Genomic DNA, 12332 nt, shown 5'->3' with positions numbered 1-12332 from the left:
CGACCATGTTCGGACCCCCGCTCGGGGGTTGCCGGGAAACCTTCGCCACGGTCCGGCCCACGCGGCTGAGAATCCGCCGTCCGGCCCCCTGGAACAGGTTCGGGGCGCCGAGCCCATAACCCACCCGGTTTTTCCATTCTTTTGGCAAATCTTTGTGCGGAAATCCTTCCGGACGATCAACGATCCACTTTCCCCAATCCCTTGTCACCGCTTTACGAATGCGACTCTCCCAGCGGTCGCATATGCACTTCGTAACATCTGTGTGCGGAGGTTCAGAGCGTGGGTGCCATGTATTCCGACGATGTGTCCGGCTGTCCCGGACCCCGACTTCTCATCTTCTCCATAGGTAAACGCGACACCTTCCACCAGGCGGTGCGACAGGCGCTCGCGGACCTCACCGACGACTCCGGCCGACGCTTCGACAGCACCCACGGCGGACCGACCTCGCCACCGGCGCCGGCCGGTACGGCGGACCCCGGCGGGAGCGACGCCTACCGGGCCATCCTCGGCAAGGCCCGCCGCTTCCTCTCGGCGGCGCTGCCCACCGCCGAACTCCATCTGATCACCGCCGACACCCCCGCCGACGCGGCCCGCGCCGCCGGGACCTTCGCCGACACCGGAGCGGACGCCGGTGTGGGACCGCTGGTCCTGGTGGACGCGGGCGGCGCCGGGCTGAGTACCGCCCCCTTCGAGGAGTCCGTCGCCACGGCCCTCGACGCACTCGCCGCCGGACTGAGCGGCGGCCCCGAGGACCGACTCCCGGCCCGGCATACCGTGGTCTACGCGGAGGGCGGCTCCGACGACGGTCTGCTGGTGTCCCGCCCGTACCACTTACGGCAGGTCCCCGACGACACCTGGGCCCACACCGCCGATGTGGTCTGCCAGCTCGCCGACCACATCCAGCGCTGTCTGGCCGGTGCCGCCGCCCGTGCGGCCCGTACCCCGCCCGCCGCCCTGGCCCACGCCCTGCACGCCTTCCTCACCGCGTGCTCCGGCAACACCTGGGGGCTGCACTACTACACGGGCTCGGTGGTCTCCGGCACCATCCGCGATCTCGACGGCCTCGCCGAGGCCGCGGGCAACCCCGTACTGCGCGGCCCGAGCGAGCACAGTCTCGCCTGCGGTGCCCTCGCCCGCTGGCAGCTCGACGGGGCGCCCTTCCTGACCGTCGTCACCAGCGGCATGGTCGACGAGTTCCGCGGCACCCTGGCCAATCTCCGGGACGCCCGGGCCCGCGGCTTCATCGTCTGCGCGGACTCCCCCGCCACCGCCTGGTTCCCGTTCCAGGGCACGGTCCACGGCGCGGAGGACTCCCGGGCGGTGCTGGCCGCCCGCGGCGTACCCCATGTCTATCTGGACTCGCCCGAACGGCTCGACGCCGGCCTCGCCGAGGCGTTCGCCGCCTACCACGAGGACCGGGGGCCGGTGGTCCTGCTGGTCACCCCCTCCGTACTGGAGGCCCCGGCCGACGAGACCACCGCCGAGCGCGCGGCCGCCGCCGCGACACCCCCGGCCCGGCCCGCCGTCACCGTCGTCCGCGAGGACGAAATCGCCCCCGTCGTCGACGAGATCAACCACGGCCCCGACCGGCTGCTCTGGCAGTGCGGCAGCCTCGGCCCCCAGGAGTCCGGGCTGGTCCACGAGATCGCCCGGAAGGCCGGGATCGCCCTGGCCGACTCCCTGACCAGGCCCGGCTCCGTGGCCCGCTACCGGGACGGCGCCGTCGTCCCCGAATACCTCGGCACGCTCGGGGTGTACGGCTTCTCCGCCCGGGTGCACGACTACCTCCACGACAACGGACGGCTGCGCGCCCGGGACCAGCAGTCCCTGCTCTTCCTCAAGAGCCGGATCGCCGAGGCGGCCACGCCCTTCTCGCCCCGGGTCCTGAAGCGGTCCCTGCGGATCGCCCAGGTCACCCGGGAGCCGGAGCACATCGCGCCCTACACGGATCTGCCCGTACGCGCCGACGCCCTGGACTTCCTCACCGCGGTACGGGAACGGCTGGACGTCGACCCGGGCGTACTCGACCGGCGGACCTCGGCCCTCACCGGGGCCCGGGAGAGCGCCTCCGACGCCCTGCACGAACTCCCCGTACTGCCGATGAGCGCCAACTACTTCTTCGCCCGGCTCGGCGGGGTGCTGGAGCGGCTGATCACCGAGGAGTCGTACACCTATACCGGTGTCTACGACGTCGGCCGGGGCGGGCTCTCCGCGGTCCGCAACCTCCCGAGGACCGGCCCCGGCTTCTCCGGCTGGTACGGGCGGGCGCTGATGGGCGACGCCCTCCAGTCGATCCCGGCGATCGCCCTGACCCGGGACGACAACGTTCTCGCCTTCATCGGCGACGGCGCGTCGGCACTGGTCCCGGACATCGTGCCCACCCTGATCCAGCAGGTCTGTCTCTACGGACGGCCGCTCCGCGGCAATGTCACCGTCTTCCGGCTGATCGACGGCGGCCACTCCGTGATCCGGACCTACCACGAGGGGCGTACCGACGCGGCCATGAGCCGCCAGACCCAGGTACTCCATCTGCTGGAGCCCGAGTGGACCCGGTCCTTCAGCGGACTGACCGTACGCCACCGGCACCTGCCGGACGCGGCCGGAGCCGATCTCGGCGACTGGCTGACCCGGCGGGCCACCGTCACCATCTGCTCGGTGCCCATCGCCCACAACAACGAGGGCGACGGCCTCAGTCTGCTCTCCGCGCACGGCTGGCAGCGTGACGAGCTGTCCGACCTCAGTCTCACCGTCATCCGGGCGACGGCCAGATCCGCGTACCCGGCGAGCGGCGCGTAACCCCGCCCGTCCCGTCCCGTCCCGCCCAGTCCCGATTCCGTACTCCCTCGTGCCCACCGCCGTGCCCGCGGTGTGCCCGGCCCCTTAACGGAGGCACTGCTTTGTCCCCCGACTCCCCCGACCCGGCCGTACGCGCCCCGGGCGGCGACCCCGTGACGGCCTTCGGCTTCCTGGCCCATCCCATCAGTACCGGCCATCGCAACCAGGTCCGCGGCATGGACCTGCTGAACCGGCTGGTCGACGACCACCGCGACGCGCCGGCGCCCCCGGAGCGCAACCGGTACAGCGTCCCCTTCCCCCTCTTCCGGTCGGTGACGTCCCCGACCGGGGCGCGCTGCGCGGGCCGGGTGCGGTATCTCCCGTACACCGCCGAACAGTTGCTGACCCGGCCCACGACCGCCCGCCGGATGGTCGCCGACGAGGTGGAGAAGCTCCGGGCCGAAGGCGCGGTACTCGCCGGGCTCGGCGGGGCGACCTCCATCGTCGGCGACCGCGGGCTGTGGACGGCCCAGCAGGTCGGCATCCCCGTGACCAGCGGCAACTCCCTCACCGTCTACGCGGCGCACGAGGAGGTCCGGCATGTCGTCCGGCTGCTCGGGCTGCCGGTCGAGGACACCCGGATCGCCGTGGTCGGCTACCCCGGCTCCATCGGGCTCGCGGTGGCGAAGCTGCTGCTGGCCGACGGGTTCGAGCTGGATCTGGTCTGCCGTCAGGGCAACCGGTCGCCCGAGGCGCTGCTCCGCCATCTCGATCCGGCGGACCACGGCCGGGTCCGTCTCGTGGACGATGTGGCGCTCTGCTCCGAGCGGACCCGGGTCTTCGTCTGCGCCTCGTCCGTCGGCGGTCTGGTGGCCCCGGAGAAGCTCCGCCCGGGCACGATCGTGGTCGATGTGGCGCTGCCCCGGGACGTCACCGAGGCCCCCCGCGACGACCAGGACGTGGTGGTCGTCGACGGCGGTCTGGTCAGCGCCGTGCCCGAGGTCCTGGTGGGCGACGGCAGTCTGCCCAGCCCCACCCGGCAGCTCAACGGCTGTCTCGCCGAGACCGTCGTGCTGGCGCTGGAGGGCCGGGCGGAGTCGTTCTCCCTCGGCCGCGAGCTGGATCTGGACCGGGTGCGGACCATCGGCGCGCTGGCCGCCAAGCACGGCTTCGTACCTGTTCCGCTGGCCTCCTTCGGCCGTCCGCTCGCGGATGACGAGATCCTCCGGCTCGCCCCCTACTTCCGGCCTCCGACCGCCCGCCGGGGCAGCGGTGGCACCGGTGGCGACGGAACGGAACGGGACACGAGCGCCCCGGGCACGGCCGCCGCGGGGGCGGCCGGGTCCGGCGACGACACCGCCCCGGCGACCGTGCGCCGCTTCCGCAACCGGGTGAACCCGCCGATGGCGCGGCTGTTCGCGGCCCACGGCCTGGACCGGGTCTTCACCCGGGGCTCCGGTACCCGGCTCACCACCGCCGACGGGGTGGAGTACCTGGACTTCGTCGGCGGCTACGGCTGTCTCAACCTGGGCCACAACCATCCGCGGGTCACCGAGGCCCTGCGCGGCTTCCTCGACACCGGTACGCCCACCTTCGTCCAGTACGTCTCCATGCCGACGAAGTCCGCCGAACTGGCGGAGCGGCTGAGCGACCTGGCGCCGGGCCGGCTGGACCGGGTGTTCTTCAGCAACTCCGGTACGGAGGCGGTGGAGGCGGCGCTCAAGGTGGCCAGGGCCGGTACCGGCCGGACCCGGCTGGTACACGCCGACAACAGCTACCACGGCAAGACCCTCGGCGCGCTCTCGGTCACCGGCCGGGCCAGTCACCGGGAGCCGTTCGGGGCCCTGCTGCCCGACACCGTCGCCGTGCCCTACGGCGATCTGGACGCCCTCGGGGCCGCGATCGAGGGCGCGGCGGCGTTCATCGTGGAGCCGGTCCAGGGCGAGGGCGGGGTGATCCTGCCGCCGGACGGCTATCTCAAGGCGGCCCGTGAGCTGTGCCGCCGGGCCGGTGCCGCGTTCGTCCTGGACGAGATCCAGACCGGACTCGGCCGGACCGGGGCCCTGTTCGCCGCCGAACACGACGGGCTCGACCCGGACGTGCTGTGTATCGCGAAGTCCCTGTCGGGCGGTCTGGTGCCGATCGCGGCCACCCTGAGCAGCGCCGAACTGTGGGACGCGGCGTACGGCAGCACCAACCGGGCCATGCTGCACTCCTCCACCTTCGGCGGCGGCAACTTCGCCGCCGCGGCGGGGCTCGCCACCCTCGACGTACTGATCGAGGAGGATCTGCCGCGGCACGCCCGGGAGGTCGGCGGGCAGTTGCGCGAGGGGCTGCGGAAGGTGTGCGCGCCGTACGGCTTCGTCAAGGACGTCCGGGGTATCGGCCTGATGTCCGCGATCGAGTTCGACGGGGACTTCTCGGGTGCGGTCCGCACGATCACGGACGAGCTGCTCACCCGCTTCCCGGGTGATCTGCACGCCCTCGCCGACACCCTGCCGGACGAGCTGCGTTCGGCGCTCTCCCGGACCGGCCGCGCGCTGGAGTCCACCATGGGCGATCTGATGTGTCTGCGGTTCGTCAGCGGACTCGCCCGGGACCACCGGATCCTGACCTTCGTCACCGCGAACCAGAACCGGGTCCTGCGGATCCAGCCGCCGCTGATCCTGGACAGCGCCGAGGCGAATCGATTCGTCGAGGCCGTCGGCGCGGTCTGCCAGAGTCTCGCCCTCCACGGCGATCTGCGCGCCTGGCAGCCGACCGCGACCTGACGCGGCGACGCCCCGTCTCCCGGCGGGCCGCCGACACCGCCCGCCGGGGCCGTACGAGGCCGCCGACCGTGCCTCGTACGGCATCGCACCACCCCGTTCCGACCGCGCGGCGCACGGCATCGCGCCGGTCGCGCGGAGCACCGCCCGGACCGATCCGACGACATCGCAACGACCTACGGGAGAACACGCAATCATGAGCACCGCCGGCGCCGAAGAGCAGATCATCAAGTTCATGGTCGACCGTCTCGGCCTCCAGCCCGAGGAGATCACCCGGACCGCCCGGTTCAAGGAGGACCTGGAACTCGACTCCCTGGACATGGTGGAGATGGTCACCATCATGGAGGAGCAGCTGGGTATCACCATGGACGACTCGATGGCCGGGTCCCTGACGACGCTGGGGGCCGTGGTCGACTTCATCGAGAGCCGTCAGCGGCTCGCCGACGGGACCGCGGCGTGAGCGCCCGCCGAGTCGTGGTCACCGGGCTCGGCCCGGTGACCCCCGTCGGGGTCGGGGCGAAGGACTTCCATGTGGGGCAGTTGGACGGGCGCAGCGGCGTCCGGGCCATCAGCCGGTTCGACGCCTCGGACCTGCCGGTCCGGATCGGCGGCGAGGTCGAGCTGCCGGACCATCTGGCGCTGAGCCGGCGGGAGCGGGCGGCGACCGACCGCTGCACCCAGTTGGGCGCGGCGGCGGCGGCGCTGGCGATCGAGGACAGCGGTCTCGATCTGGCGGCGGAGGATCCGGCGCGGATCGGGGTCTCGATCGGGACCGGCTGCGGCGGGGCATCCAGTATCGAGGACAGCTCCCGGGCCTTTCTCGACCGGGGACTCTCGGCCGTTCCGGCCCGGTTCGTCCCGATGTCCATGGCGAACAGCACCGCCGCGTGGGTGGCCATCCACCACGGTCTCACCGGGCCCTGCACCACTTCGGTCACGGCCTGTGCCAGTGGTGCCGAGTCCCTGGTGGCGGCCCATCAGATGATCATGGCGGGGGAGGCCGATGTGGTCCTCGCGGGCGGTGCGGAGGCGCCGCTCACCCCGATGATCGTGGCCAGCTTCGCCCGGATGAGGGCGCTGTCGACCCGGAACGACGAGCCGGAGCGGGCCAGCCGTCCGTTCAGCGCCGACCGGGACGGTTTCGTCCTCAGTGAGGGTGCCGCCGTCCTGGTCCTGGAGGACGCGGAGCACGCCGCCGCCCGGGGGGCGACGCCGCTGGCCGAGTTCCGGGGGTACGGCCGGTCCTGCGACGCCCATCACATCGTGGCGCCCCATCCGGACGGTACGTCGGCGGCGCGGGCGCTGACGGCGGCACTCCGTTCGTCGGGGCTGACGCCGGACGAGGTGTCGTACATCAACGCGCACGGCACCGGGACCCCGTTCAACGACGCGTCGGAGGCCCGTGCGCTGCATCTGGCGCTGGGTGAGGCGGCGGCCCGGATCCCGGTCTCGGCGACCAAGTCGATGACGGGGCACTCCCTGGGCGCGGCGGGGGCGATCGAGGCCGTGGCCTCGGTCCAGGCCCTGGGCCTGGGCACCCTGCCGCCGACCGCCAACCTGGAGAGCCTCGATCCGGCGGTCGGACTCGATGTCATCGGGTCCGAGCCCCGGGAGACGGAGAGCACGGCGGTGCTGTCGAACTCCTTCGCGTTCGGCGGGCACAACGTCGTGCTCGCCTTCGCCCGCCCCGGCCGGGACTGACCCCACCCCGGCCGGATCCCGTTCCGGACCGCGTACGGCACCCGCACCCCCGTCCCCCGCGTTCCCCGCTCCCCCACCGGTCGCCGGGCCCCGCCCCCGAGCCGACAGCCAGCCAGTCAGTCAGTCAGTCACGAGGAGATCATGACCAGCGCGTACGACACCATCGTCGTCGGGGCCGGCCTCGCCGGTGTCACGGCCGCCCGGGAACTCAGGGCGCAGGGGCGCAGAACGCTGCTGCTGGAGGCCCGGGACCGGATCGGCGGACGGATCCGGACCGAGGAGTTCGCCGGACTCCCGGTCGATCTGGGTGGCGCCTGGATCCACTGGAACCAGCCGCATGTCTGGGCGGAGCTGACCCGCTACGGCCTGGCGGTGACGGGCGACGAGGAGCCCGAGGAGGTGCTGATCCCCACCGAGGAGGAACCCCTCGCCCTCCCCGCCGACGATGTCATGACCCGGGTCACGGATCTGCTGAACCGGGTGTTCCGGGGTACGGACCGCTACTTCCCCCGGCCGTACGACCCCCTCTTCCGCGCCGACGCGCTGACGGAGTTCGACCGCTGTTCGCTCAGTGACTGGCTGGACCGGCTGGAGCTGACGGAGGACGAGCGGACCATGGTGGCGAGCGCGCTCTCCACCGAGCTGGGCGGCTCCAGCACCCGGGGCGCGGTGTCCATGCTGGCCCAGTGGTGGGCCCTGGGCGATCTGGCCACCCACGGCTACTACTCGCTGGTCAGCCTGCGGCCCGAGGCGGGGATGGGGGCGCTGCTCGACGCCGTGCTCGCCGACGCCCGGACCGAACTGCGGCTCGACACCCCGGTGGCCGCGATCGACGACGACGGGCGCCGGGTGACGGTGACGACCCGGGCGGGCGAGCGGTTCACCGCGGACAGCGCCGTGGTCGCGGTGCCGGTCAATGTCTGGCCCGACATCGCCTTCACTCCCGGGCTGCCCGGGGCCCACACCGCGACGGCCGGGGCGGGCGTCGGAGTGCCCGACAGCGTCAAGCTCTGGCTGCGTCTCGCCACCGACCGGGGCCCGTTCCTGGCGCAGGGCGCGGCGGGCGCCCCGATCTCCACCCTGATGCCGCACGCCCTGGTGGACGACGGTCAGATCATGGTCGGCTTCAGCGTCGACCCGGCGCTGGACATCACCGACCACGCGGCGGTGGAGAAAGCGGTCCGCGTGCTGGTCCCGGAGGCCGAGCTGCTCGAATACCGGGCCCATGACTGGGGCCGGGACCCGTTCGCCAAGGGTGGCTGGGGCAATCGCCGCCCGGGGGCGCTGACGACGGCCCACCGGGAGCTGCGGCGCCCCCACGGCGGGCTGGTCTTCGCCGGGGGCGATCTCGCCGACGGCTGGGCGGGCTGTATCGACGGCGCGGTCGAGTCCGGGCTGAAGGCGGCCCGCGCGGTGGCGGATCTCGACCGTTAGGACCGGTCCGGCGGGAGGGGCCCGGTCCGGTGCCGCATCGGACGATCGGATGACATCGGGGTGGTCCCCTCGGGGCGAGGATGGTGACCGGAGCGGGGAACGCCGGGCGCCGGGCGCGGTGACAGGGTGGGAAGACGCCGGGCCAGGGGGCTCGTACCCCCGCCCTCGTCACCACCGGGAGCCGCCAGATGACCACCGACAGCACCACGCCGGCCGTCCGTCCCCGGACGGCCGCCGCCCCTCGCCCCCGGGTGTTCCGGGCGGGTGCCCGATGAGCGCCCGGGGTCGCCGTCGTACGACCGTCGCCGCCGTGGCGGTGCTCGCCGGGGCGGTCCTGGCGGGCTGCGGCACCACGGACTCAGCCGAAGGCACGGGCACGAGTACGGGTACGTCGGAGGCGGCCACCCCGGCCGCGCCGCCCGTCTCCTCGGCCCCGCCGCCGCCCGAGGGGGCCGCCACCCCGGCCGGGACGCTGCTGGTCGCCGACTTCGGCGCCGACACCGTGACCTTCCTCGACCCCGGGCGCGGCCCCTTCGCCTCGGTCCGGGTCGGTACGGCCCCGTACGGTCTCGCGGTCGGCGCCGACGGCCGGGCCTGGGTGGCCACCGCCGAGGGCGTCGCGATCGTGGACACCGCCACGCGAAAGAGCCTCGGCCGGATCCCGTACCGTACGGCGACCGGCCCGGTGACCGACGGCGAGTACCGGGGCGGCGGGATGGGCATCGCCCTGTCGCCCGACGGGAAGCGGGTCTACGTCGGGGTCAACGTGCCCGGCGGACCGGGGACCGTGGAGGTGGTCGACACCGCGACCCGCGCGGTGGTGGAGACCGTACCGGCCGGCCGCCGCCCGTTCGACGTGGACGTCTCCCGCGACGGTACGGAGGTGTACGCCACCAACCACGACTCCTTCGACGTCACCGCGATCGACGCCCGGACCCTGGACACCCGCCGCTTCGAGGTCGCCCCCTACGGCACCGAGGGCGGCCTGGGCTCCTGGCTGAAGCCGCACTACGCGGTGGTCCGGGCGGACGGCAGGCTGCTGCTGCCGTTCGAGGGCGAGCGGCTGGCCGTACTCGACCCCAGGACGGGCCGGGTCACCGTCGAGCGGATGACGGCCGACACCCATCAGCACGGTGCCGCGCTCACCCCCGACGGCACGCTGCTGGCCGTCGGCACGGGCCCGATCGGCGCGGCGGAGGGCGCGGCGTCGCTGACGATCCGGACCAAGGACGGCCGGGAGCGGATCGTGCCGCTGGACGGTCCGCACGAGGACGTCGCCGTCTCCGCCGACGGCCGGACGGCGTATGTGACCGGCGGATTCACCCGGGACGGCTACTGGGACGGGATCACCGTCGTCGATCTGGCGTCGGGTGAGACGCGCAGGCTGGCCGGGGGCGAACGGCCACTGGGGATCGCGGTGCTGTGACGGCCGGTGGCCGGTTCCGGCGGGCCGTGTCCGGGTCGGCGTCGACACCATCCGGCCGCCCCGGCTCCCCGGCTCCCCGGCGTTCGGGCGATCCGGCGGATTCGGCCCCTTCAGCGGTCCGGTTCCTCCACCACCCGCCGGGCCGCGACACTCTCCGCCGCCGGCGGTGAGAGTTCGTCGAGGGTGTCGAGTTCGTCCCCGGCCAGCTCGGTCTCCCAGGCCGCGGCGAGCCGCTCCTGTTCCTCGTCCGGCCGCCGGGCGATCTCCTCCCGGTGGCCGGGGTCCAGGGCGGCGAGGAAGCGCGTGACGGTCTCCGACGGCATCCGGTACTCCTTCGGTCGGGGCGCGCGCCGCTCCCGGCGGGCGCCCGGCGGACAACAGCAGCCGACCATCCGGCGCCCCGGGCCGCGCCCCCGCCGGTCCGAACGGGTGAGGGTCCGCGCCCGGGCCCTCTCCGCTCCCTCGATGTAAAGAATCCTTGACTCGATGTCCGGAAAACCTTACCTTCGCGATGTCAGGTTTCTTTGACATCGTTCCGCGGGATCGCGAGGGGGAGGCCATGGCGACGGGAGAACGCCGGGCGTGGATCACCGCCTTGGTGACGGTGGTCGCGTACACGGTCTATCTGCTGATGGTCACCGGCCGGGCCGGCGGCGGCCCGCTCACCGAGGCCGACTACGCGCCGGTACTGCTCTGGAGCATCGGCGGCGCGATCGCCGCGACCGTGGTGCTGGACGCCGTCACGGCCGCCGTCCGGCCGGGCGAGGGCACCAGAACGGACGTCCGGGACCGGGAGATCGGCCGCCTCGGCGATCAGGTCGGCCAGTCGTTCCTGGTCGTCGGAGGAGTCGCCGTACTCGCCCTGGCCGTCGCCGAGGCCGACCACTTCTGGATCGCGCAGACGATCTACCTGGCCTTCGTCCTCTCCGCCCTGCTCTCCTCCGCGACCAGGATCGTCTCCTACCGACTCGGACTCGGGCCGTGGTGAGGACGACCAGGGTCACCAACTCCATCCGCGCGCTGCGGTTCGCGCACGGCGAGATGACCCAGGCCGAACTCGCCGACCGGCTGGGCGTCACCCGCCAGACGGTGATCGCCATCGAGAAGGGCCGCTACTCGCCGTCGCTGGAGACTGCGTTCCGGATCGCCCGGGTCTTCGGCGTACCCCTGGACGAGGTCTTCCAGTACCCGGGGCCCTGATCCGCCCGCACCCCGCTCCCCCGCCGGACATCCGGCGGCATCCTTACGGGAGGTACGTATGCAGGCCGTCGTCCAGGAACGCTACGGCGAATCCGATGTCCTCCAACTGCGGGAGATCCCCGAGCCGGTGCCCGGCCCGCGCGATGTGGTCTTCCGGGTGACCGCCGCCGGGCTCGACGCGGGTGTCTGGCATCTGATGACCGGACTCCCCCGCTTGGTCCGCCTGATGGGCTACGGTCTGCGCCGCCCCCGGCAGCCGGTACGGGGCCGGGAGGCGGCCGGTCTCGTGACGGCCGTCGGCCCCGAGGTGACCCGGTTCCGCCCGGGCGACGAGGTGTTCGGCTGGTGCGAGGGCGCCTTCGCCGAGTACGCACGGGCCCGCGAGGACCAACTCCTGCCCCGCCCCGGCGGACTCACCGCCGCGCGGGCCGCCGCACTCCCGATCTCCGCCGTCACCGCCCTCCAGGCGGTCCGGGGCCGCGCCCCGGCGGGCACCCGGACCCTCGTCCTGGGCGCGGCCGGCGGCGTCGGCGGCTACGCCGTCCAACTGGCACGGGCCGAGGGCGCGTCGGTGACCGGCGTCTGCTCCACCGCCACAACCGATCTGGTCCGCTCCCTCGGCGCCGACGAGGTCCTCGACTACACGGCGGAGGACATCACCACCCGCCCCGAACGCTACGACCTGATCGTCGACACCGGCGGCAACCGCCCCCTCGCCCGGCTGCGCCGCGTCCTGGCCCCGCGCGGCACCCTGGTCGTCGTCGGCGCCGAGACGGACGGCCGCTGGCTCGGCGGCACGGACCGCGCGCTGCGTACCGCACTCCTCTCCCCTTTCACCACCCAGCGCCTGATCGCCCTGATGGCCTCGGAACCCCCGGCGGACCTGGCCCGTATCGCGGAGCTGGCGGCATCGGGCACGATCACCCCGGCCGTGGACGGCGAGTACTCCCTGGCGGACGTCCCGGACCTGATCCGCCGATTCCGCGCGGGCGGGGTGCGCGGCAAGGCCGTCGTACGGCCCTGAGGGC

Annotated in this window: 10 protein-coding genes; 9 read left to right on the top strand and 1 reads right to left on the bottom strand. The window is 73.4% G+C overall.

The genetic code is table 11. From position 1 onward, the window contains the following. Positions 1 to 279 precede the first annotated feature (279 nt). The 6 genes from ABZ714_RS02960 to ABZ714_RS02935 all read left to right on the top strand — a co-directional run bounded on the left by ABZ714_RS02960 (position 280) and on the right by ABZ714_RS02935 (position 10104). A complete protein-coding gene (locus ABZ714_RS02960) occupies positions 280 to 2796 on the top strand; it encodes a hypothetical protein (protein ID WP_358823354.1) in 2517 nt (838 codons plus the stop codon). A 101-nt stretch (positions 2797 to 2897) separates the two neighbouring features. Then, positions 2898 to 5546 (top strand): aminotransferase class III-fold pyridoxal phosphate-dependent enzyme, encoded by a 2649-nt coding sequence (locus ABZ714_RS02955; RefSeq protein WP_358823353.1) that lies wholly within the window; start codon positions 2898 to 2900, stop codon positions 5544 to 5546. Positions 5547 to 5739: 193 nt separating this feature from the next. Next, entirely contained in the window at positions 5740 to 6003 is a 264-nt protein-coding gene (gene acpP / locus ABZ714_RS02950; RefSeq protein WP_358823352.1) for an acyl carrier protein, read from the top strand. Next, on the top strand, positions 6000 to 7244 hold the full coding sequence (fabF, locus tag ABZ714_RS02945) for a beta-ketoacyl-ACP synthase II (RefSeq protein WP_358823351.1): 1245 nt from the start codon (positions 6000 to 6002) through the stop codon (positions 7242 to 7244). The genes acpP and fabF overlap by 4 nt, the downstream gene beginning before the upstream one ends. Positions 7245 to 7385: 141 nt before the next feature. Then, complete coding sequence (locus ABZ714_RS02940) at positions 7386 to 8678, top strand: NAD(P)/FAD-dependent oxidoreductase (RefSeq protein ID WP_358823350.1); 1293 nt, start codon at positions 7386 to 7388, stop codon at positions 8676 to 8678. Between the two features lie 271 nt (positions 8679 to 8949). Next, positions 8950 to 10104 carry a YncE family protein gene (locus tag ABZ714_RS02935; RefSeq protein WP_358823349.1) on the top strand — a complete coding sequence of 385 codons (1155 nt, stop codon included), beginning with the start codon at positions 8950 to 8952 and terminating at the stop codon, positions 10102 to 10104. A 110-nt stretch (positions 10105 to 10214) separates the two neighbouring features. Here the strand turns inward: ABZ714_RS02935 and ABZ714_RS02930 are convergent, their stop codons facing one another. Then, positions 10215 to 10427, bottom strand: coding sequence for a hypothetical protein (locus ABZ714_RS02930; protein ID WP_358823348.1), 213 nt, complete (start codon positions 10425 to 10427; stop codon positions 10215 to 10217). 236 nt (positions 10428 to 10663) lie between these two features. Here ABZ714_RS02930 and ABZ714_RS02925 point away from each other — a divergent pair, with 236 nt between their 5' ends. From ABZ714_RS02925 to ABZ714_RS02915, 3 genes are read left to right on the top strand one after another with little or no spacing between them, the layout of a single operon-like run. Then, entirely contained in the window at positions 10664 to 11092 is a 429-nt protein-coding gene (locus tag ABZ714_RS02925; protein ID WP_358823347.1) for a hypothetical protein, read from the top strand. Continuing rightward, the gene (locus ABZ714_RS02920; RefSeq protein ID WP_358823346.1) at positions 11086 to 11304 is read left to right on the top strand and encodes a helix-turn-helix transcriptional regulator; all 219 of its coding nucleotides are present in this window, start codon (positions 11086 to 11088) and stop codon (positions 11302 to 11304) included. Before ABZ714_RS02925 ends, ABZ714_RS02920 begins: the two co-directional genes overlap by 7 nt. Positions 11305 to 11362: 58 nt before the next feature. Then, the gene (locus tag ABZ714_RS02915) at positions 11363 to 12328 is read left to right on the top strand and encodes an NAD(P)-dependent alcohol dehydrogenase (protein WP_358823345.1); all 966 of its coding nucleotides are present in this window, start codon (positions 11363 to 11365) and stop codon (positions 12326 to 12328) included. Positions 12329 to 12332 lie beyond the last annotated feature (4 nt).

It is taken from the genome of Streptomyces sp. NPDC006798 (assembly GCF_040635975.1).
Taxonomy (GTDB): domain Bacteria; phylum Actinomycetota; class Actinomycetes; order Streptomycetales; family Streptomycetaceae; genus Streptomyces.
The sequence above is the reverse complement of the archived record's forward strand: the minus strand, read 5'-3'. Positions and strand labels throughout refer to the sequence as shown.